Consider the following 22440-nt stretch of genomic DNA (forward strand, 5'->3'; position numbering starts at 1 on the left):
GCTAATTCCACATCAACTAATATAGCTATACAAGATATTTATTATAAATTTTTATCTATTTTTACTTTTTCAGTACCCTAAACGTAGAGACAGGAGATTGAAGCCAAGCCAGTGGAAAGCACCGTCTATTTCGGAACATCCAAACTGTATAGCGATTTAGATATTCTAAGATTGATGCCATATACGAATGAATAGTTACCAATTGAGCGAAAGACAGGCGACTCCTGCGGGAAAAGCAAGCAAATCAAGACCCCGCACGAACGCAGTGAGGAGGAGGCTTGATGCTTGCCTGCGGAAAGCGCCTGTCTGTAGCGGAAACATCTAAATTTGAATAATATGTTGAAATGTTCGTATTAAAAAACGAAAATGGACTTTTGTAATTAATTCATTATATCTTGTTTTTCAGTTTCTTTATCAAAAGTCGGAGCAAGCTGGAGCAAAATAAATAATTACCGAATCTGTTTTGATTACTACTCTTCCCTTTCCCAAAACCCATGGCTGTAAACAAAAACTCCCCTAAGATAAACAAGTTATATTCTTTAACCTGTCTACTTTAGGGGGGGCATATCACCATTGGGTGCAGTTCGATGTTTCTATAGTATTTTTTAATTCTCTAATATCGGAACTGTTGTTCAATTAGAGAGAAATTATTTAGTGTAATTTCTTACTTGGCGATTCTTTGTCCATAAACCAACAATGACTAATAAAATCATACATAGGATTGGAATAATCTGCTCCATCATCGGGAATGTTGCCTCAACAAGCTTATGACCATATTCATCATCTATAATCATTTTACCTGCAGTGTGAGCAATTAATAATGCTCCAATCCAAATAAGAATTGGGAATTTATCCATTAACTTAATAATGATTTGGCTACCAAAAATGATTAATGGAATACTTACTAGCAAACCTAAAGCTACAAGACCAATATGACCATTTGCAACACCTGCAATTGCTAGAACATTATCTAAACTCATTACAAAGTCTGCTACAATAATTGTTCGTACTGCAGCCATTAAATTATTTCCACTTTTAACATCCGGATCTTCGTTTCCTGATTTCAATAAATCAAACGCAATATAGAATAACAATAAACCACCAACAACTTTAACCAATGGTATTTGTAATAGATAAACAGCGGCAAATGTTAATAATATTCTTAAACCAATGGCACCACCAGTACCAATGATGATTGCTTTTTTGCGTTGACTTTGAGCTAAATTGCGGCATGCAAGTGCGATTACCACTGCATTATCACCACTTAATACGATATCTAACAAAATAATTGATACGATTTTTGTCAGGAATTCTGTATCCATTTATTCTCCCACTTTCTAAAATGCTATCTTGTATAATTCTACTCTTTTCCCATGAAATGAAAAGCAAAAACTATATTTTTCTAAGATAATTTTTCAATTTTAAAGATAATCCTTATTAAATTTTATTGCTGATCATCCAAAACATCTCTCAAAAAGTTTACGATTTTAGGTGAGGATTTATTCTTGAAAAATCACAACTGAACTAATTTTTGAACTTCTTTTAATAAAATTGTACATTCTTCCCTTCATTATTAAAATGTATTTTTTCATTCTATATGCTAATACTTTACTCTAGTTAGTGCTAAGGTTAAGTATTTTAAACAGTTTTGCACTGTTAATAGAAAGGAACATTGAACATATTATGCTATCACAAAAAACAATGGATATTATTAAATCTACAGCTCCTGTGCTAGAAAAATACGGACAAGAAATTACAACAGTGTTTTACAAACGTTTATTTGAGTCCCACCCTGAATTATTAAACATTTTCAACCAAACAAACCAGAGAAAAGGTCGCCAACAAATGGCTTTAGCAAATACCGTATACGCGGCTGCTGTTCATATTGAAAATCTTTCCGAGATTATTCCAGTTGTTAAGGGAATTGCTGAAAAACACCGAAGTCTCGGCATTAAACCTGAGCATTATCCAATAGTTGGAGAAAATTTATTAATAGCGATTAAAGAGGTTCTCGGCGATGCCGCAACGGATGAAATTATGAATGCATGGACTGAAGCGTACGGCGTTCTTGCTGATATATTTATTTCTACAGAAGAAGCATTATATCAAGAAGCGGAAAACAAACAAGGCGGATGGCGCTTATTTAAAGATTATCAATTAGTTGATAAGGTTCCAGAAAATAAATTAGTCACTTCTTTCTATTTGAAACCAGTTGATGGTGCGCCCCTTCCAGACTATAAACCAGGACAATATATAACTGTTCATGTGACGATACCTGGCGAAAAATATACTCATAATCGTCAATATAGCTTATCAAAAGCATATGACGGTGAGAGTTATCGAATATCGGTTAAGCGAGAAGTTGTCAATGAACCTTTCGGAATCGTTTCGAATTATTTGCATGAGCATTTCAATGTAGGTGATATATTACCTATTAGTGCTCCAGCAGGCACCTTTTTCTATCATTCAAAACCTAATACACCTGTCACATTTTTAGCTGGTGGAATTGGTATTACGCCACTGATGAGTATGTTACAAGTAGCAGTAAAAGAGGAGCATACTACTTCTATCAATTTTGTGCAAAGCGTCAATAATGCAGATTTAGTTGTTTTTGGTAAGAATCTGAATGACCTTAAACAACAACAATCAAATTTGAATTATTTTGAATTCATCACTGAAACAGATGGATTTGTCTCTAAGGAATTTTTAGAAGAACATGTAGAAAAATCGAGCGAAGTTTATTTATGCGGACCTGTACCTTTTATGATGGCAATGATCAATCATTTAATTTCAATTGGCGTTTCGAAAGACCATATTTACTATGAATTCTTTGGACCTTCAATGGCCCTTGATATTAAATCATAATTTTTATTTCCAAAACAATTTTAAAGATGGACTAATACTAACAACATCTATAATTAGAGGAAATAAAAAGGAGTACCGTTTGAATTGGTACTCTTTTTTGAATATGGTAGTGAAAAATAATTTAACATCATTCTTTCTTAACATGATTATGTTTTAGATGAGTTAACGCTACCAGCTTAACAGATGTCGCCAGAATATAACCAATAACTACAATATATATAAAATACTTTTGCATTTGATTAAGAAAAATAAGATACGTAATACAAATCACCAAAATTGTATACATTAGAATATCAAACCAAATTTTATGTTCTTTATTCTTCATATCATATCACCTTTCGAAAAAGGAATTACTTTAACTAGGTATAACCGATATATTCTACAATATACATGTATATCTCCTCCAAATGAGTGAATTTTTTAGAATTTATACTAACTTTTCATATATACTTAATATTGTGTTTACAATTTTACATTGAAGGAGAATGGACATGAAACCAAAACTCTTAATTATTCGAGAAATTGAAAATCATACAATGAACATATTAGCTAAACACTTTGAAATTGATTACCGACCAGATTGTTCTCAAGAACAATTACAGAACATAATACAAGACGTACAAGCTTTATTAACGATGGGAACTTCTATTAACGAAAAACTAATAAAAAATGCCCCTAACCTAAAAATTGTAAGTAATATCAGTGTTGGCTACGATAATTTTGATACAGATGCAATGAAAAAAGCTGGAATTCTCGGAACTCATACACCATATGTTTTAAATGATAGTGTTGTCGATTTGACATTTGGTCTTATGCTTAGTGCTGCAAGAAGAATATCAGAACTCGACTCTATAGTTAAAAAGGGACTTTGGACAGTAAAAGCGGATATTAACTATTACGGCTTAAATGTTCATCATAAAAAATTGGGTATCATTGGTATGGGAAGAATTGGTGAAGACCTTGCTAAACGTGCAAAATTAGGCTTTTTAATGGATGTCAGTTATTATAATCGTCACAAAAAACCTGAACTAGAAGAAGAAAATATCACGTGGAAACCATTAGAACAGCTACTGCAAGATTCAGATTTTATTGTCATGCTTACTCCTCTTACAGAAGAAACAAAAAACATGATCGATGCATCAAGATTTAAACAGATGAAAAATACCGCTATATTCATTAATATGTCGAGAGGTTCGACAGTAGACGAAAATGCATTATATAATGCTCTACTAAATAAAGAAATCTACGCAGCAGCTTCTGATGTTTTTGTACAAGAGCCTGTTAATTCCGACAATCCTCTACTCCAATTAGACAACTTTACAGCTACGCCACATATTGGTTCAGCCAGCCATGAAACAAGAAACGACATGGCACAACTTGCTGCAGAAAATCTGATTGAAGTTTTTATTAATGGAAAACAACAAAATATTGTTCCTGAATTACAATTACTTGTAGAAAAAAATACATTTTAATGAGCAGCAAATTAGTTAAGTCCTAGCAAGGATAAAGATCATTTCGAACAAACACTAATTGTGTTGTATACTAAAAGTAGAACAATAAGTTCATTAGAATTTTCTTGCAAAGGACGTAAAAATAAATGGAAGCAAATAAAGGCTCAGGTAAAAACTCTAGTTTTCTGACTGATGATGAATTAGCAGTATATGAATTTGCGTTTCGCGATGAATTTAATGGTATGCATATTCCTCTAGAAAAACAGGAATATTATCTTGAAAAAATTCTTTATGCCGATGAGGACGCCATCTTACATTTAAGAAAAAAAGGAGCCATTGCGATTTCAAGAGAAGTCGTTCAAGAAGATAATATTTTCGGAGCATAATATGTAAAATAAATTGAAAGGTCGAACAACTTTTAATATGATTGTTCGACCTTTTTATATTATTTATTTTTTCAGTTTTGGATAACCAATTATAATTGAAACAGTTGCGCAAATCCCCATCAAAATTGGATAATACGAATACTGCATCATCTCGATTGTCGAAATACCCGCAACACTTGCTGCAGCCAGAAGTTGAGGTGAATACGGGACAAAGCCTTGCCATACACTAGCGAAAATATCCAGTAAGCTAGCCGATTTCCGGTGATCCACTTCATATTCATCTGCAATTTTTTTTGCAAGAGGTCCTGTCATTAGTATGGCGATTGTATTATTTGCTGTTGATATATCTGTCACACTAACAAGAGAAGCAATACCAAACTCTGCTCCTTTTTTCGAGCGAATACGTTTTGAAATGGAGTAAAGTAAGTACTGAATACCACCATTGTGTTGAATCAATGCAACAAGCCCACTGATTAATATTGCAATAATCGCTATATCTTCCATTCCCATCATACCTTCACTTACAGCTTTGATGAATGAAATAAACGTAAATTTTCCGTTGATAAATCCTATTAATCCAGAAACTAAAATACCTCCGATTAATACTTTTAATACATCTATACCGATTAATGCAGCAATCAGTACAAGTACATATGGAATTACCGAAACAATTGAATAATCATAGTTTCCTTTTAAAGCATGTCCCTTACCTATCGTCATGAATCCTAGAATAATTGCCGTTACAATGGCAGCAGGTAATACAATGCGGAAATTCACTCTAAATTTATCTTTCATATCCGTACCTTGTGTTCGTACTGCTGCAATTGTTGTATCAGAAATGACCGATAAATTATCACCGAACATTGCACCACCTACTATTGTAGCCATTGCAAGTGCCATTGAAATACCAGTCGCATCGGCAATTCCCACACCGATTGGGGCTAGAGCAACAACAGTCCCCATGGAAGTCCCCATCGAAAGGGAGATAAAACACCCAATGATAAATAAGCCGACTAATAGGAAATTCTGTGGCAAATAAGTCAATCCTAAATTAACAGTCGACTCAACTGCTCCCATTTCCTTCGCCACATTTGAGAATGCACCTGCAAGTACAAATATGACTACCATTAGCATCACATTTGCATCGCCAGCTCCCTTCGTGAAAATTTCAATTTTCTTCGTCATCTTCTCTTGACGATTCATTAGAAAAGCTAGTATACAACTTACACCTACTGCTACATTTAAAGGCATTGCCGTAAAATCATTTGCTAAAATGCCTGTTCCTATAAATAAAAGTACAAATACAACAAACGGTAATAGTGCCCATTTATTGCCTTTTTCTATCTTTTCCATATATGCAAAAATACCTCCATCTATATCAAGTCAAAATAAAATAGACAGATTTAATCATACTGAAAAGACGCGAATTTGTAAATTTTTTATATCTTTTGAATATTCATAAATAAGTTAATTTCATAAATGCTTTTCTAGATAAAAAATAGGTGAGTGGGATTCTCTATAAATATCAATGGTTTATTGCTAGCATGATATTTACTCATTTAAATGGCCCTTTAACTAAAGAAGGAACAATTCTTTTTCAAGAAAAGCGCCCTATTGTGGAGGATCCTACTTACATGTCTTGTTAAACTAACCCACCCGTTAGCTTAATAAGAAAAAGCGATACTTCTTCTAAATATCGCTACTATACAACAGGCAAATTATTTATTTGAAAGTCCACTTCTCCTATTTAAACGGCTTTTTCGCAATCATCACAAGATTGGCATACGCAAGTTTCATCGGTGCATTCGTTGGCACAGACTTCACAGCAATAAACTTTCCCATCAACCTGTACTTTATTAACAAGTATTTAAGTTCTGCATTAACGGAAACAGCTCATTCATTTCGTTAAGATCCGGACCCATCAACGCCACTCCAAGAGGATTGCAACTTTCGCAACAGAACAATTTGGCCGAGATGATACGTATCGTGCATCATGATATTGCTGAGTAAACGCTCAATAGAGTAACTGTTAGTTGCATACGGAGCTGTTAACTTTTTATCGTCAAGATCCGCAATGACCGTTTTTAATTTATCCATGACTTCATAAAGGCGCTGCACTGTCTGGGCCCACCCAATTTCATCTTCTGGATCCCCCGGATTTCCAAAGGTTTCATCATTGCTTTCTGCTTTATGCGGATTCTCTGTGCCGTTAATTCTATGGATCACATCTTCATTCCAAAATATCAAGTGGTTGACAATCTGCCAAATCGAATTGCTGATTCCCGAACTTGTCCATGCTGCCTCAGCTGCGATGACTCCATGAAGCGCCTGATCCATGGATGCAAACCACTCATTCTCATAGCAATGCATGTCGAGTTGTTCTACAAACATTTTGGCTACAACTTGCATAAAACCAATCTCCTCACTGTATAGTGTAATCTTTCAAAGTTAAAAGACATGAAAAAATCTGAGTAAAATATAAATTAATCGTTCCTAAATAGGTATAAACCAAAACCAAGTGTGTCCCTTCCATATTGGAGATACATTTCTCTCCAACATGTCAGGGTAATCCGAATCTTCCGGGTGACGATAACAATAATCCTCAATCGATTTCGAAAACAGCCACAACAATGATCGTCTGCTTGATGTTGTTTTTATCCGTAAGGATTTTGTTCCAGTGTGTATAGAAGCTATCCCAATCATTGGGATACTTACTCGTATAGGCTGCCATATGGTTCGCTTCTCGGTCCTGTTAGTATTTGAAGAAAACAGGAAGGTCATCTTCAAATACGTTCCGAAGCAATATATTGCTCATTAAAATTCCCCCTTTAAGTTCATTTTATGATTGCGAACTTAATAAATAACTTATAGTTCGACTGTTTACGATTATCCTTCTCTTATACCACAATCTGGCCCTTTAATTGAAGAAGACGCTTTCCTTATTTCAGAAAAGCGCCCGATTGTGGAATAGCTTATTGAACTAAAGCACACGTTACTTTAGGTACATTTATTCACAAACTTTTTCTTTTATACAATTCTTTAATACAAGGTGCTCCCCCTGTAGCTATGCATAACACATGAAAAATAGTATAAGGATTCAACTCTCTTATATTGTACATAAATATTTTTATAATTTCTTTTAATAGTGTCACACTTCCTAATCCCTAATTGTCTTAGTTTTTAGAGATATTAATCTTGTATTTATGATAATTAGGAGGTTTATTTATGAAGATATTACTTGCTGGTTCTACCGGTGTAATTGGAAAAATGGTGATTCCGATGTTAATAGAAGAGGGGCATGAAGTAATCGGGATGATTCGATCAGAAAAACATGTTAAAACAATGCAAGAGATAGGAGTAAAACCAGTAGTTGCAGATGCGTTTGATCGAGATAGTGTTTATGCAGCCTTAATTGAAACTCAGCCAGATGTTGTAATGCATCAACTTACTGCACTAAATAGTGGCGATATTAACGATAATTCAAATATAAGGATAGAAGGAACAAGAAACCTTGTTGATGCAGCTAATCACGTTGGAGTAAAAAAGATAGTTGCACAAAGTATTTCATGGGCTTATGAGCCTGGGAATACGCTAGCTACAGAAGAAACACCTTTAGATACTAGTGCCTCATTACCTCGCCAAAAAACAATTAATGGAGTTATTTCATTAGAGGAAAAGGTAAAAGAAATGCCTGAGTTCGTTATCCTTCGTTATGGTACATTATATGGTCCTGGAACTTGGTATTCAGGTAACGGTAAAATTGCTAAACAATTACAGAGACAGGAGTTATACGCAACAAATGGGATGACATCCTTTATCCACGTAAAAGACGCAGCAAAAGCAGCTGTATTAGCTTTAAATTGGCAGTCAGGTTCTGTAAACATTGTAGATGATGAACCTGCAAAAAGCTCTATTTGGCTTCCCTATTTTGCGGAAGTTATTGGGGCCCCCCTCCCTCCTATAAATGATATATATAATTCTTGGGAACGAGGAGCATCAAATGAAAAAGCAAAAAAACAATATGGCTGGGAACCTATTTACCCTTCTTGGACAAAAGGATTTAAATTGTTGCATCATTATTAATGATAGGAGTAGAAAATATTGAACTACAATATAAGACGGTTAAATTTATGAAAATAAATAAGATTTATAAGTCTTTTATTTACACTATTCTAACTGGACTTTTTACTTCTTGTTTCATATCGTTTATCCTTGTTTCTATAAACTTAGGATATAGCCATACATTTTTAATTCATTGGCTACGAATGTGGGGAGAAGCATTTTTTTGTGCTATACTTTGTGCTTACATTTTTCCACAGATAATAAATAAACTTATGACAATCATTACTTTTGTAGAAAAATGATAGATAAAATATAAAATAAAAAAATGTATGTAGAATATTCTACGGATTACGGTATGCATAACATTAGAGATAGAAGGGTTTATCATGTTGATCAATGATTTGAATATAGAAGACTTATATAAAGAATATAAGAATTATTGTTTATCCATAGCATACTATTTACTTGGTTCAATTACAGATGCTGAAGATATTGTTCAAGATACTTTTTTGAAATTAAAAGAACATGAAAAGATTGAGAAAGAAATTACTAATTTAAAAGCTTATATAAATAAAATGATCGTTAATCGCTGTATGAATGAATTAATATCAAGTAGAAAAAAGAAAGAAACTTATATAGGTACATGGTTACCCGAACCTATACTACAGGCATTCAATAGTGAGCCTCTTGAGAATCTAATCCAGTCAGATCAATTAAGCTATTCATATATGGTTCTTATGGAAAACCTTTTACCTAAAGAGAGGATAGCTTTCGTATTAAGGAATGCTCTAGGGCTAAAGCATAGTGAGATTGCCGATGTTCTTAAAACAACGACTGTTAATAGCCGTAAGATATTGAGTAGAGCACAAATTAAAATGGGAAGAAAAAGCGAAAAAGATTTGACTGTTAATCTTCAGAAAACTTATATAGAACAATTTATTTTGGCATTATCCAACGGGGATATTCATGGAATAACCCATTTGTTATCTAATGATATTCTATTTGCTGCTGATGGAGGAGGTAAAGTAAGAACGGCAATAAACATCATTGAAGGTAAAGAGCGAGTATTAGCACTTATTTCAGGAATATCAAAAAAGTTTTTCTTTGGAAAAAGTGCTACTGCAGCTATAATAAATAATCAATATGGTATAGTAGTCACTGAAAATGAAAAAATAACAGGCGTTTTTTGTTTTGACTGGAATTCTTCATCCCGAACAATTAACAAGATTTTCTATGTAGTAGATCCAAATAAGTTAAAATATAATCCTATTTAGGGATGCGTTTGTATACGGATTGTTCTTTTTAAAGAACTGTCCGTATTTATTTTCTTATTGAACTAACCTGCCCCGTTAGATGAATAAGATATAACTTAACATCTCACTTATACTATATTTCCATTCCATAAATATTCCGAATTATATCTTTAAACACAACTAAAAGCTGAACTAATACAAAAATTAGTTCAGCTTAAAAATAACTTATTATAATGTTACACATTGTATAAAGAATACTGATACATTAAGTGTATTACTTAAAATCTTGACTTTTAATAAAAGAGCTACTGGTTACTCTTTTTTCCTCAGAAGTTTTTTGAGTTAATTTTATTTAACCCAGTTAATTTGAGGATTGCTTTAAACCTTGATAAATCAGACTTAATCGAACTGAATTTACTGAGTTTAACTGGTTTGATTAAGATACTTAATCCTTCTTGGATCAACACCCCAATACTAAGCTCAGTTTTAACATCTTACATATTTACGTTTGAAACCAAGCCTCCCTCTATCAATTTCTTTATGAATACTTTCGTAAGCATTTAGGAAACTGCTTTTTTTCTTGTCCCGTTTTACTTCTACTGTACCTACTTCCTTTGCGGTCTCGACTGCCTTTTCATGTAGTGGCAAATATGAAACCCCCACGGTGTTTAGGAAATTATTCATAGCGGATTTCGTTCGTTCTGGCGAATCATGAATCGTATTTTTCACCAATTCAAGCATATTGGAAATCTTGCTTTCAGAAAATTCATTGTCTAGGCGATTCCCTAAAAGCCAGCAGTAGCAGCTCCAGCCCGCTGACATTCTCAGCTCGTCACCGCTTGCAATCCATTTATCAGCAACGTCTTGTGCAAAATCTGACTCTGATAAAGTTACTGCCACCACAAAATCAGACAGCATATAAAAATACGCCCCATCCATCCAACGATCAAAATCCGACTCAGTCATAGCTTTTGGGTTTGCAATAATGCCTGCAAAGTACATTGCATCATAGTTACCTGTGGAATAAAGCTCTTCAGCTAAATGTTGATTTATTTTTATTTTCTTTGCGATTGGTTTCATAGCACCTGTAGCTACGCCAAAAAGTGGTTCGTGCGCACCATTGGATATGTACATTTTTTTAGTTCGTTCCTTACCGAGGGCTTCAAGCTCATGCATAACTGTTTCGAAATCCATAGTTTTGCACTTCCTTCCTTAATATTTTTACCAATTAGTTTATATTTTTTATCAAGTCTTCCATACTTATCAATTTTACCATTAATCTTATTCAAGTAGGATGTCTACTGTCTATAATTCCTCAACAATTCGGCTCGAATGTTAAATAGAATGACTCGTATTTATTTAAACAACTTTTTTGTCACTATACAAAATGAAATGTGTTCTTAAATTAATTAAACAATGAACACTTAATTTTAGCTCATTTAGAGTAGTAAAATTTCCCCTAGTTAAGAACAATCTTTTTTCTATAAATTTTCTTGTACTGCAATTTTTTCTTGGGTTATCGTACTAGATATTTTGATAAAATTAATAACTCCTAATACAAAGAAGATAATACTAACTGTTAATACGATGTGTCTTAATCCCACCACTTCAGTTATTATCCCCACAATAGCAATTGCAAGAATCCCTACGACCGACTCAAAAATCTTAAAAATACTTGTAAATCTCCCAAGAATTTCAGTAGGTATTCGATGTTGAATAAAAGTCAGGAATCCAACATTCGCAAATGTATATGCAAAAGTTAGAAGGAAAAATCCAAGTGCTGCCATGATAAAGCTTGAAGACAACGCATAGATGACGTATCCAATAGCTGTAAAAAACGCACCATACTTTACTAGGCTTAAAGGGTTATACCGGTTTCCCCATCTAGCATTGGCTAAAGATCCTAGTATGACACCTAGCCCTGCAATACTGACTAAAAGACCGTACTCTGCTTCTGAAAAGCCAAGAATAGTAGTTGAAAAGGCAGCCTCTATGGAATCTAACGCTGCCATACAAACAATGACGGAACTACTAAGCAAATAAAGGAATGCCACAAATCGATTTTGCTTAGAAAAACGAAAAATGTAAACCCAATCTTCAATTATCATTTTGAAAGAAAAGGGCTCATGAACTACTTTTTGCTTACTGTCTAAGTTTTTTAAACTAGTTAGAACACTAGCTGATAGGAAAAGCATTACCCCATTAAAAAGAATAGCCATATTCGGTGTTCCAATTATAAAAAGCATTCCTGCTATACTTGGGCCAACGAAAAATCCAGAAGATTGTACAAAGTTTTTCCATGCATTAAAACGTTGTTGTTCACTTTCAGGCACTAATTTTGTCATATATACAAATGATGTAGTAGAGAAAATACTGCTCGCCATATGAATAATCAATGACACTACATAGATCAATAGTAAGGATGAAGTACTTGCTAACAATAAAACCAAAATCCCTCTCACTATATCTAATACGACTAATAGCTTTTTTTGATTTAAACGATCAACCCAACTTCCAGCCCAAGTGTTTGTTAAAATTGAAGCGATATATGGTAAAACATATAATACACTTACCGTAATTGGCGAATTTGTCATGTTTAAAACAATTAAATTTAGCGCAATAAAATACACCCATTCTCCCATATTTGATACCCAGATACTTACTAATAATGAAATACGATTACGATCCATATCATCCACTCCTATTTTTATTTACACAAAAAATCCCACCCCCAAGACATTAGTCTTAGGGACGGGATCGTGGATTCTACGATACGTGTTGCCACCCTAGTTTACTGCTACATCACTGCGCGCAGCCTTAATCAGTACGGCGTTTACCTAACGCTTATACTGTTACCCTATAACGGGAGTTCCCGTCACACAATCATTCTAATTAGAAATCCCATGTGATACTCCGAGACTTGGTTCAATATTTCGTTCTTGCTCGCTTTCACCTACCCGAGCTCTCTAAAAAGAACATCCATATCTACTCTTCTCTTCTTAGTATTTCGAGAATTATAACATAGGTAAAATTAAATTATCAATATATTTCGAATATACGCTATTCTTTTCTGCATACATAAATCATTTCATAACTATTTTCATCGATTGGTGTTTCATTCCAGTCTTTATATATTCCAAGAATTTCAAAACCATTGAGAGATAATATTCTTTCCATTTCTTTTGGAAAAACATAGCGCAACGTAATATGAGTTCTTTTTTCATTTACAATAAAACCATTCACTCCTACAAATTTTCGAATGGTCGTGTAATACTGAAGTTGAGTAAGAGCATCATAACGGCTAATCGTGTAAACATCAACCTTTTGTTGTGAAACCTGGTCTACATAGCTTCTCCAGTATTCCTCTGTAGGTGGTTGTAATAATTCATCTAAATTTGGAAATCTAGTTCCGAAAATGAATAAACCTCCCTCTTGCAAATGGTTATGTATGGATGATAGCAAGCCATCTTGTGCTTTATTCGTTAAAAAATGCTGGAATGAGTTACCAACAGTAAAGATCAAGTTACTTTTCACATCTAAATTTAAATTAGTACAATCTTGTTTTTCCCACTTTATATTTAATTCAAGTTCAGATGATTTCTTTTCAGCTGCTCTTAGCATCCCTTTATGAACATCCACACCGATTAACTCTTGTCCATCTTTAGCTAAAGGGATTGTAGCTCTTCCCGTCCCGCATGCAATATCAATGATTGGCCCATCAATCGTTGCTGCATACTTCTCTAAAAATTTTATGTCATCATGATACATTCCATTTTCTTGATCATATAAAACGGTATCTTCGTATTCCTCAAAATTATCGATTCCCATAAACTATTCTCCAATTCTCTTAGCAAAAATATTCCTTACAAAGTTCTCTTTAAAATCAGTATATTCATTAATACCATTTGACTTTTCATTTATATAAGTTAGTTTTATATTCAAGTATTCTTTACTAACATCTTCGTGATCGTTTAAATAATCTCTGAAAAAGATTAGATTATTCCATAACTCTCCATTATATTCGACCAAGTGGATAAAATGTGTTTTGACTTCATACGTATCATCAGTGAATTTTGCGAAGACAATCTCATTCGGTCTTTCTACTCTTAACCGCAAAAAGCCACTTTCTTTTAGCCCTTTTATAAGTTTTGCATCTAATAATTTTAAATCCTTAACCCCCATCAAAATATCAATAATTGGCTTTGCTGCCATTCCGACTATGGCAGTGCTTCCGATATGTTCAATTTGATTTTCGTTTATATTTGTATGAAGGAGAATTTCTTTTTTCACCCTGGCAAATTCATCTTTCCATTCAATTTCGTAAGGTACGATTTTAACTTCATTTTTACCTAGCCCTAGTTTCATATATTCTCCTCCATATTTTTCAATTTCACACTGTTAAGTTGTCAAAACGAACTCTTGGAATTTATCTTCTTCTTCTGAAAATGGATAATGATTACTTTCTTCAAAAATAGTGAAAGTTGCATTTGGAATTAAAGATGCAATTTCAGCTCCATGTTTCATGGGACATTGGGAGTCGAACTTACCAGAATAGATAAAGCTTGGTACTATAACACTTTGTAAATTCACTCTAATATCATATGATGGATATTCAACTTTTCTAAAATAGGTCAAGCGATTTCCAACTGTCTTGCCGCTGTTTGGCTTTTTAAGAGATTCTTTTAATTTTTCGTCAGAATGAAAAGACATCAAGGACCATTCATAGCTAATCTTTTTTCGTATTTCTAGCGGGGTTAAGGGATCATTCAACTGATCCATAATTTCAACAATTCGATTGAAGTGAGGATTTTGAGGACAATAGATACTATGCGGATCCACGCCGTATTCAAAACTTGCAGCTGCTCCACCAGCAATAATTTTCGTCAGTGATTGTGGTTTATTTATCGCATACTTCAAAGCAAGCATACCACCAGTTGAATGACCAGCAAATCCCCATTTGTCGATATTTAAAGCTTCACGAATTGCTTCTAAATCAAGCACTGATTCATCCATACTAAATCTGCTGTCGTCCTTAACTTTCACTGAATTTCCTGCACCGCTGAGATTAATTAAGTACACATGATATTTTTCAGTGAATGGGTTTGCAAAACTATTTCCACGGTCATCATAAGCACTATATAGATGTGTTACTGCTAAAGGTTCCCCTTGTCCTTTTTCAAACAGTTCAAATCTTCCTCTTATCGTATCTATAAATCGCTTAATCCACATGTTATGCCCCCCTACTATATTGTTTTTCATGAAACACCACTTCATATTGTTCCATCTATATATGAGTAACTTAATAGTTGATGCTTAGTATAAAAACCCGCCTTATGATATACATGATTTGCCTGGTCATTTGTAATTGCTACACATAATTGGATTTTATCTATACTTTCATACATAAAAATACGGGTTAACACTTCTTTTAATAGAATTGTTCCAAGTCCTTGATTTTGGAAGCGTGAACTTACGGCGATAAATTCGATAGATGCCTCACCATATCCGGGAGTAACTTCAAAATATGCATATCCTTGTACATTCCCCTTATCATCTTTTAATATACGTAACTCTTGCTGTTCATTGATCCGATTTAGTATAGTATTTGCACCATAATATGCATTTGGGAAAGCTTTATTATGTATATTTGCAAAACTCTCGAAATCTGAAATTTGGAATAGATTACTTTTAAATTTTTTTAGAGGTATAAATTTTTCTCTCTCAATTTGTAATACAAGATGCTTTCCAGTTTGGGTAGCATTAATTTCTTTCATAAATGAAAGTACCCCTTTATTTTGCTCGTTGATAAAGAAGTTAAATGTATGAATAGAAGGATATATTTTTTTAATTTCATGCCATAATTCCATACTAATTTGTTGAGAATTTAAATCTGATTTAACAAAAGGTCCCCATACTTCAGCGCTTGCTGATTCTTCATCAATATCAAATCCAATTGCTGCCTTTACACCATCAAGATCTTCAACTATTAAAAATGTCTTTTTCCCATGTTGATCTATAAAATCTTCTTCCAATGATTGAAGTATTTCTTCATTCTTTTCTCCACAATAACCGATATGTTGATTTTCATTTATATTTATACCACATAAAAATTGGGCCAATATTGAAAAATCAGTTGCTCTACTAATACTTATTTCCATTATTTTCACTCCATTAATACTTATATTATTAGGTTGTTTTATTTTGTTATTATTCAACTTACATACTATTTATTTCCATAAAATATTCAAAATACCTTCACATTAGTTATAATTCATTTTAATCTGAACAACTAAAAGTTTGATTTACCCTGTTCTTGAAATAAATACTTTCTAACAAAAGGCGTATGGAAACATTTGTCGAATAGTTACTTATAATACAAGAAATGCTCTAACTGTTCATAAACGATTGGAGCAGAACAGAGGGATTATCTAGATGGAGGAAGTATTTTTAGCATTTATTTTAATGATTCCTTTATATGTAATTTTTATATGGACTTACTTTGACCCTGAGGAAAGTATATTGTTTGGAAAACGATGGATGTATAAAGAAGAGCCTGAGCTATCTGAAGGAGTAATTCGTTATACGGAAATAGCCTCGATGGTAAGCATAATATTTCTGACTGTTATATTTGGGGTTCTAATCTATACGAATTTTTTTGATTAACTAACCACACTATTCCCAAAATTTCTAATCAAATAAAAAGAGATACCTCAATTTTAATGAGATATCTCTTTTCTTTAATAAGTATAAGTTCCACCTAATGAAAATATAAGCAGTACAATAAGCCCTATAATAAATGCCAAAAATATGATTCCTGGAATGATAAGAGTAAAAAATGCTTTCCAATTTGAAAAACGATGCGCAATTGCAACACCCGCAACACTGATTACAAAGGACCAAATTCCAGATACAATGGAAACTAACATAAAAATGATAACTGAAATAATCGTTACGGCTGAAAACTCTATACTTGTATCAAAATAAGTTAGGGGCGAGTTAGCCATCCATAAAAGCAGAAAAGGCGCTATCGCAATGGTTGGCACATAAGATAAACTTGTAACTTTAAAAATATCTTCAAAGCTACCTTTTCCACCAAAAATTTTACCTACAAGCCATGTAAAGAATGTACTGATTGTAACAGAAAAGATCCCTATACAAGGTCCTACCAAAATACAAGCAAGAAGCAGAATCCATGTTGAATAAGTAGGATAAAAATCTGAAGCTGCTAAACCTGTTATACCACTAGCTATTCCACCTAATAGCACAAAAATTAATGAATATGTCCATTTTTTATGATCTATTAAATATTGAGCCGTCTTTTTGGGGTGTAACCAAGTAGAGAAAAAAGGTTGAATCTTATAATTTTGAGGTTGTTCTTGAGGTTGGTTCATTAAATATTATATCTCTCCTTCCAATATAGTATTAATTTTAACAGAAAACTTCTGAAAAATAGAGAAAATTTTTAATGAACCCTTCTGAAATTAGCAAAACTATAATAATACTTCATTAAAATACGGTCCGATTAGTTCAATATAAAGATTCGCATCTTCCTTTGAACCTAATGTAAGAATAGTACGATAACCATCTATTTTGAGTGTAGCATTAATTTGATGTTTCTTTAATTGCTCTTGAATTTGTTCTTTTGTTAAAATATCGAAATGTATAAGAACCCCAATTTCAAGTAAATCAAAAGGTTCTCCTTTGGCATTTACTGCATAAATTTTTTCCACTTTTTGAGTTTCTTTTGAAACAAGAATTTGACTAACTTTGAATTTATTTTCCAATTTATTCAACTACTTTCTAACTTTTTACGCTCAAGTATTGATTATTCTGCTACATTTTCTTTTTCAATATGTAATGCTTCTGCTTTTGCAGGACTGGATGTGTTTATCGCTGCCGTCCATATTACAACATGGTCTCCAGTTTTGTAATTTGAAGTAGCATCATTTTCTGGTAAAGTAACTACATACTTTCCTCCATCTTTATCTTCTACAAGTATGCAATGACTGTCCGTCTGAATCCCTGTAACCTTCCCTACAATATCAAATTTACCCTTTTCATCTTGGTCTTCGTTACTGCATCCAAATAACAAAATACTAAGTAAACATAGAACAATAATATTTTTCAAGTTAAACTCCTCTCACCAAAATAAATAATATTATTTTAATAGAAATCTTAACTTAAAATTGATATTAAACGAATAATATTGTCGATTGTTTATATTATAACAAAACACTATGATTAGATAAATGTTTGCCTTACAGTACCCTTTCTTTTTGATACCATTACTTCTGCATATGCTCCATTTATGAAAGTTAATTGTGGGGGCATATGACCACAATCGATGTCATAAACAATTGGGACGGCTAGTTCTTCATATAATTCTCCATACACATCATCAACTGTATATCCATCAACAGGCGTATTTGCAGGGCTGCGACCGAATAATATACCAGAGATATTATCAAACCATCCTGCTAATTTCATTTGTACTAATGATCTTATCAAATCCACTGTGCTCATTTCACAGTTTTCCAAATACCACATTAACATTATTTTCATAGCCTTTAGGCTTATGCATTTAACCACAATTGCACAAGCCACTATAAATTGCAAAAGTATGTGAGACAATCGTAGAAACCATGAATTTATTCATATTCAATATCTATCGATCGTGACTTCTTTAGAATTTTTTATTTTACATCAACAACAAAGGTATAAGATGCATTACCATTTTTCCATTCAGCGTAAATTTCTATGATATGCCTTCCTTTTTCAGAGGGTAACGTTATTTTGGAGTCTTTAACTTGTAGTGTTTTAGTTTGATTTTCCTCCTCCCATAAATTTGCACTAATGGTCGGTTTTGAACTATCACTAAATTTACATATTGCTATTGAGTTTTTCTCAACAGGTTGAGCTATTAAACTTTCTGCAATTTGCATCGGGCTAGCGGTGTCTGCTATAACCGAGCTATTTGAAAACAGCCCTTTTGTTTCCCATCGATACCCTCCTTTTGAAACTTCAATTGTTTGATTTTTAATTTTCACAGAAATATTCGGTGGTTCATTCGGTGGTTCATTCGGTACGTTTGAACATCCTGCGATTCCTAGTAATACAATCAAGAAAACTACAAAGAAATACCTTATCTTTCCCATCTTTATCTCCCCCTTATTATTTTATATGCAAAATCCCAGTGAAATAAGATTTACTGGGATTCTATGTTTGAATTGCTGACTACACATCGTAATATCGAATAGAAATAATATCCATAAATATTAGACGAATGGAATTTTATACAGTTCCATTTTTTTCTTATTTACTTGCTCATACAACCGAATAATTAAGAGTATAGTTGATTATTTAAGAAATTAGACTACTATTACTTTGCTAAATATCTTCCTACCGTAAGTCCTGTAAATAAACAACCACCTAAAAAAGTTCCCTCTAAGGATCGATATCCATGTACTCCCCCTCCACCGAAGCCAGCTACTTCACCAACTGCAAATAAGCCTTTTATAGGTTCTCCTGATAAATCGAGTACTTCGCCATTTAAATTCGTTTGTAACCCTCCAAGTGTTTTCCGAGTTAAAATATTTAACCTTACTGCAATGAGTGGCCCACAAGAAGGTTCTAGTAGTTTATGTGGTTTCGCAACCCTAATCAGTTTATCTCCCAAATACTTACGAGCTCCATAGATTGCATTAATTTGTGCATCCTTTGTAAAAGGATTTTCAAGTTCACGATCACGTGCTAAAATCTGTTCCTTAATTTGCATAAAGTCTAGCAGATTAGTTCCAACAAGTTTATTCATACCTTCAACAAGGTCTTTAACATTCGTTGCGATAACGAAATCTTCTCCGTTATTCTTAAATGCCTGAACTGGTACAGGAGGGCCAGGTAAAATTCGTTTTAACACTTGCTTTAAACTCTTATCTGTTATATCTGGATTTTGTTCAGAACCAGACAAAGCAAATTCTTTCTCAATTATTTTCTCTGTTAAGATAAACCAAGAATAATCATAACCTGATTTTTGAATCGCTTCTAGTGTACTCAACGTATCAAAACCTGGGAAATTTGGTGCGTGAAAGCGAACTCCTTTTGCATCCAGCCATAGAGATGAAGGACCAGGTAATATTCGGATTCCGTGATTTTTCCAAATTGGATTCCAGTTTTTTAACCCCTCCGTGTAGTGCCACATACGATCTCGATTGACAATACGCCCACCAACTTTTTCAGAAGTCATTAGCATTCTTCCGTCTACATAGGCAGGTACTCCAGCTATCATATTTTCAGGTGGACTACCAAGACGAGACGGCCAATTTTGACGTACTAGTTCCAAGTTTGCACCAATACCTCCGCTTGCAACAATGACAGCATCTGCATAAAACTGAAACTCTCCTACTATTTCCCGTGAAGTTTCTTGACCTCTAATAGATGCGTCATCGGCTAATTTTACGCCTTCAATTCCTATCACTGTATTATTATTTGTTTTTAGTTGATTTACTTGATGACGCGGTTTGAAGTCTAGCAATCCATTATCTATCCCCTCTCGTACACGATTTATAAATGGTTCGATTAATCCTGGTCCTGTCCCCCAAGTAATATGGAATCTAGGTACTGAATTCCCATGACCATTAGCATCTGCACCCCCACGCTCTGCCCAACCTACAACTGGAAATAACTTAATTCCTTTTTGCTTGAGCCAGCTATATTTTTCACCAGAAGCAAACTCTACATATGCTTTTGCCCATTGATACCCCCATTTATCTTCATCATCTAATCGATCAAAACCAGCAGTGCCTTGCCAATCCTGCCATGCAAGCTCATAGCTATCTTTTATCCCCATTCTCCGTTGTTCTGGTGTATTCACCAAAAATAATCCCCCAAACGACCAAAACGCCTGACCCCCTATAGACTGTTCCCCTTCCTGGTCTACTAGAAGTACCTTCTTACCTGCATCCATTAACTCACAAGCTGCAGTGAGACCAGCCAGCCCTGCACCGATAATAATCACATCATAATTCATGAATCCACCCCCACTTTTGATTTACATTCATTTTTCGAACGATTGTTTCCTGCCTAACTGATTGATTTTCTAGTTTATTATTAATGAGTAAAAGAAAATGATTTATCAATCTTAATAGTTGCTACTTTATTTAAATTTCTATAATTTTACTAATTTCAGTCAATTTCTCAATTCAAAGATTCGATAAAAAACACGTACAGTAAGTGGGGGAATGTTATATATCATATTTTTTTGAACATTGTCTATAAAGCGGAATTGCGGGAAAGCGAGACAGGTGAGACCCCGCAGTGAAGTACGGTTCGGGCTTCCGAGGAGGCTCAACGCTCGCCCGCGGAAAGCGCCATCTGGAGCGATACACTAATTAAATACTAGATATGAAATACTACCCGAATTATTAAATTGTTTATTTGGAAAATATTTGTATTTTTTATCTAGAAATGCATTTATGAAATTAACTCATTTATATACTATAATCTAGTTATTATTTATGAAATGAGAATAAACAATCTGAAAAAGTAGGTGTATCTATTTTGATTAATTCATTTACTATTCCTATATTGAATCATCAGAGAACAATACAAGTATACTTACCGAAAAATTATAGAGATGTAAGTAAAAGATATCCTGTGTTATATATGCACGATGGACAAAATGTTTTTGAAAATGAAGATGCAATTGGCGGAGTAGCTTTAGAACTTAATAAATATTTGGAACAAAATAATCTCGATCTTATTATTGTTGCTATTGATCAAAATACGTATGGTGATGAACGGATAAATGAATATTGCCCTTGGATCAATGGGCAATATAGTGAAAAGTTAACTGGTGAAAAGAGTTCATTGGGTGGTAAAGGAAAGGAATATGTCAATTTTATTGTAAATGAGCTGAAACCTTTAATTGACCGTAAATATCGTACTGAGAAAAATCAAACATATATGGCAGGAATTTCACTTGGCGCTCTAATTTCAACTTATGCCGCTTGTTGTTATCCAGATATATTTAAAAGAGTTGCTTCAATTTCATCTGCATTTTATCGCAATCAAGAAGAAATAGAAAAACTATTAAAAATGAGGAACCTAACTTGCCTAGAACGATTTTACTTAGACTGCGGTACAATGGAATCAGGACAAAACGATGAAATTAGTAAACTATTTTTATCATCTAATAAAGCAATCTATGAAATCTTGAGAAATAAAAATGTGAAATCACGGTTTAATTCTATTGAACAGGGCGAACATAATTACAAGGCATTTAAAGAACGCGTACCAAATTTCATCTCCTATTTAATGGCTGAACAGGTGTAGTAAAAGGAATACAAAAAAATCCAAAGAAAACAAATGTTTTCTTTGGATTTTCTTTGTTGTAATACACATAAAATATGACCCCTACGAGATTCG

At 33.5% G+C, this 22440-nt stretch carries 22 protein-coding genes, 1 pseudogene and 1 other annotated feature; of the genes and pseudogenes, 8 read left to right on the top strand and 15 right to left on the bottom strand.

Features of this window, described 5'->3' with window-relative positions:
* Nucleotides 1-647: 647 nt before the first annotated feature.
* On the bottom strand, nucleotides 648-1322 hold the full coding sequence (locus tag ABE048_RS18965; RefSeq protein ID WP_430312850.1) for a TerC family protein: 675 nt from the start codon (nucleotides 1320-1322) through the stop codon (nucleotides 648-650).
* Nucleotides 1323-1683: 361 nt separating this feature from the next.
* Between ABE048_RS18965 and hmpA the strand changes: the two genes are divergently transcribed.
* The 3 genes from hmpA to ABE048_RS18980 all read left to right on the top strand — a co-directional run bounded on the left by hmpA (nucleotide 1684) and on the right by ABE048_RS18980 (nucleotide 4702).
* Nucleotides 1684-2865 carry an NO-inducible flavohemoprotein gene (hmpA, locus tag ABE048_RS18970; RefSeq protein ID WP_430312852.1) on the top strand — a complete coding sequence of 394 codons (1182 nt, stop codon included), beginning with the start codon at nucleotides 1684-1686 and terminating at the stop codon, nucleotides 2863-2865.
* Between the two features lie 491 nt (nucleotides 2866-3356).
* Nucleotides 3357-4337: a 2-hydroxyacid dehydrogenase gene (locus ABE048_RS18975; RefSeq protein ID WP_430312853.1), complete on the top strand. Its 981-nt coding sequence runs from the start codon at nucleotides 3357-3359 to the stop codon at nucleotides 4335-4337.
* A 125-nt stretch (nucleotides 4338-4462) separates the two neighbouring features.
* Nucleotides 4463-4702: a hypothetical protein gene (locus ABE048_RS18980; protein ID WP_430312854.1), complete on the top strand. Its 240-nt coding sequence runs from the start codon at nucleotides 4463-4465 to the stop codon at nucleotides 4700-4702.
* 63 nt (nucleotides 4703-4765) lie between these two features.
* Here the strand turns inward: ABE048_RS18980 and ABE048_RS18985 are convergent, their stop codons facing one another.
* Together ABE048_RS18985 and ABE048_RS18990 are read right to left on the bottom strand one after the other, a co-directional pair.
* Nucleotides 4766-6055: a Na+/H+ antiporter NhaC family protein gene (locus ABE048_RS18985; protein WP_430312855.1), complete on the bottom strand. Its 1290-nt coding sequence runs from the start codon at nucleotides 6053-6055 to the stop codon at nucleotides 4766-4768.
* A gap of 552 nt (nucleotides 6056-6607) precedes the next feature.
* Nucleotides 6608-7111, bottom strand: a complete 504-nt coding sequence (locus ABE048_RS18990) for a DinB family protein (protein WP_430312856.1) — start codon at nucleotides 7109-7111, stop codon at nucleotides 6608-6610.
* An 816-nt stretch (nucleotides 7112-7927) separates the two neighbouring features.
* On the opposite strand from ABE048_RS18990, the gene ABE048_RS18995 reads away from it, so the two are divergent.
* The 3 genes from ABE048_RS18995 (at nucleotide 7928) to ABE048_RS19005 (ending at nucleotide 10038) form a co-directional block, all read left to right on the top strand.
* Nucleotides 7928-8785 (top strand): NAD-dependent epimerase/dehydratase family protein, encoded by an 858-nt coding sequence (locus ABE048_RS18995; RefSeq protein WP_430312857.1) that lies wholly within the window; start codon nucleotides 7928-7930, stop codon nucleotides 8783-8785.
* Between the two features lie 47 nt (nucleotides 8786-8832).
* Entirely contained in the window at nucleotides 8833-9066 is a 234-nt protein-coding gene (locus ABE048_RS19000; protein WP_430312858.1) for a DUF2798 domain-containing protein, read from the top strand.
* 84 nt (nucleotides 9067-9150) lie between these two features.
* On the top strand, nucleotides 9151-10038 hold the full coding sequence (locus ABE048_RS19005; protein WP_430312859.1) for a sigma-70 family RNA polymerase sigma factor: 888 nt from the start codon (nucleotides 9151-9153) through the stop codon (nucleotides 10036-10038).
* Nucleotides 10039-10503: 465 nt separating this feature from the next.
* Here the strand turns inward: ABE048_RS19005 and ABE048_RS19010 are convergent, their stop codons facing one another.
* The 6 genes from ABE048_RS19010 to ABE048_RS19035 form a co-directional block, all read right to left on the bottom strand.
* On the bottom strand, nucleotides 10504-11211 hold the full coding sequence (locus ABE048_RS19010) for a DNA alkylation repair protein (protein ID WP_430312860.1): 708 nt from the start codon (nucleotides 11209-11211) through the stop codon (nucleotides 10504-10506).
* 287 nt (nucleotides 11212-11498) lie between these two features.
* On the bottom strand, nucleotides 11499-12707 hold the full coding sequence (locus tag ABE048_RS19015) for an MFS transporter (RefSeq protein ID WP_430312861.1): 1209 nt from the start codon (nucleotides 12705-12707) through the stop codon (nucleotides 11499-11501).
* Between the two features lie 54 nt (nucleotides 12708-12761).
* Nucleotides 12762-13027 (bottom strand) — a binding site (T-box leader).
* A gap of 50 nt (nucleotides 13028-13077) precedes the next feature.
* Nucleotides 13078-13845 (bottom strand): class I SAM-dependent methyltransferase, encoded by a 768-nt coding sequence (locus ABE048_RS19020; protein WP_430312862.1) that lies wholly within the window; start codon nucleotides 13843-13845, stop codon nucleotides 13078-13080.
* A 3-nt stretch (nucleotides 13846-13848) separates the two neighbouring features.
* A complete protein-coding gene (locus ABE048_RS19025) occupies nucleotides 13849-14382 on the bottom strand; it encodes a GrpB family protein (RefSeq protein WP_430312863.1) in 534 nt (177 codons plus the stop codon).
* Nucleotides 14383-14415: 33 nt separating this feature from the next.
* On the bottom strand, nucleotides 14416-15246 hold the full coding sequence (locus tag ABE048_RS19030) for an alpha/beta fold hydrolase (protein ID WP_430312864.1): 831 nt from the start codon (nucleotides 15244-15246) through the stop codon (nucleotides 14416-14418).
* Nucleotides 15247-15287: 41 nt separating this feature from the next.
* Nucleotides 15288-16175: a GNAT family N-acetyltransferase gene (locus ABE048_RS19035; RefSeq protein ID WP_430312865.1), complete on the bottom strand. Its 888-nt coding sequence runs from the start codon at nucleotides 16173-16175 to the stop codon at nucleotides 15288-15290.
* A 274-nt stretch (nucleotides 16176-16449) separates the two neighbouring features.
* On the opposite strand from ABE048_RS19035, the gene ABE048_RS19040 reads away from it, so the two are divergent.
* A complete protein-coding gene (locus ABE048_RS19040; RefSeq protein ID WP_430312867.1) occupies nucleotides 16450-16680 on the top strand; it encodes a hypothetical protein in 231 nt (76 codons plus the stop codon).
* A 74-nt stretch (nucleotides 16681-16754) separates the two neighbouring features.
* Here ABE048_RS19040 and ABE048_RS19045 read toward each other — a convergent pair whose 3' ends face one another.
* The 6 genes and pseudogenes from ABE048_RS19045 to ABE048_RS19070 form a co-directional block, all read right to left on the bottom strand.
* On the bottom strand, nucleotides 16755-17408 hold the full coding sequence (locus ABE048_RS19045; protein WP_430312868.1) for a Yip1 family protein: 654 nt from the start codon (nucleotides 17406-17408) through the stop codon (nucleotides 16755-16757).
* A 99-nt stretch (nucleotides 17409-17507) separates the two neighbouring features.
* Nucleotides 17508-17801 carry a hypothetical protein gene (locus tag ABE048_RS19050; RefSeq protein ID WP_430312869.1) on the bottom strand — a complete coding sequence of 98 codons (294 nt, stop codon included), beginning with the start codon at nucleotides 17799-17801 and terminating at the stop codon, nucleotides 17508-17510.
* Between the two features lie 41 nt (nucleotides 17802-17842).
* On the bottom strand, nucleotides 17843-18145 hold the full coding sequence (locus ABE048_RS19055) for a DUF3221 domain-containing protein (protein ID WP_430312870.1): 303 nt from the start codon (nucleotides 18143-18145) through the stop codon (nucleotides 17843-17845).
* 113 nt (nucleotides 18146-18258) lie between these two features.
* A pseudogene (locus ABE048_RS19060) lies at nucleotides 18259-18567 on the bottom strand (LD-carboxypeptidase); the annotation flags it as partial.
* 143 nt (nucleotides 18568-18710) lie between these two features.
* A complete protein-coding gene (locus ABE048_RS19065) occupies nucleotides 18711-19172 on the bottom strand; it encodes a hypothetical protein (RefSeq protein WP_430312871.1) in 462 nt (153 codons plus the stop codon).
* Between the two features lie 224 nt (nucleotides 19173-19396).
* The gene (locus ABE048_RS19070; protein ID WP_430312873.1) at nucleotides 19397-21043 is read right to left on the bottom strand and encodes an FAD-binding dehydrogenase; all 1647 of its coding nucleotides are present in this window, start codon (nucleotides 21041-21043) and stop codon (nucleotides 19397-19399) included.
* 530 nt (nucleotides 21044-21573) lie between these two features.
* On the opposite strand from ABE048_RS19070, the gene ABE048_RS19075 reads away from it, so the two are divergent.
* Nucleotides 21574-22347, top strand: coding sequence for an alpha/beta hydrolase (locus ABE048_RS19075; RefSeq protein ID WP_430312875.1), 774 nt, complete (start codon nucleotides 21574-21576; stop codon nucleotides 22345-22347).
* Nucleotides 22348-22440 lie beyond the last annotated feature (93 nt).

Source organism: Rummeliibacillus pycnus (assembly GCF_050459865.1).
GTDB lineage: Bacteria > Bacillota > Bacilli > Bacillales_A > Planococcaceae > Rummeliibacillus > Rummeliibacillus pycnus_B.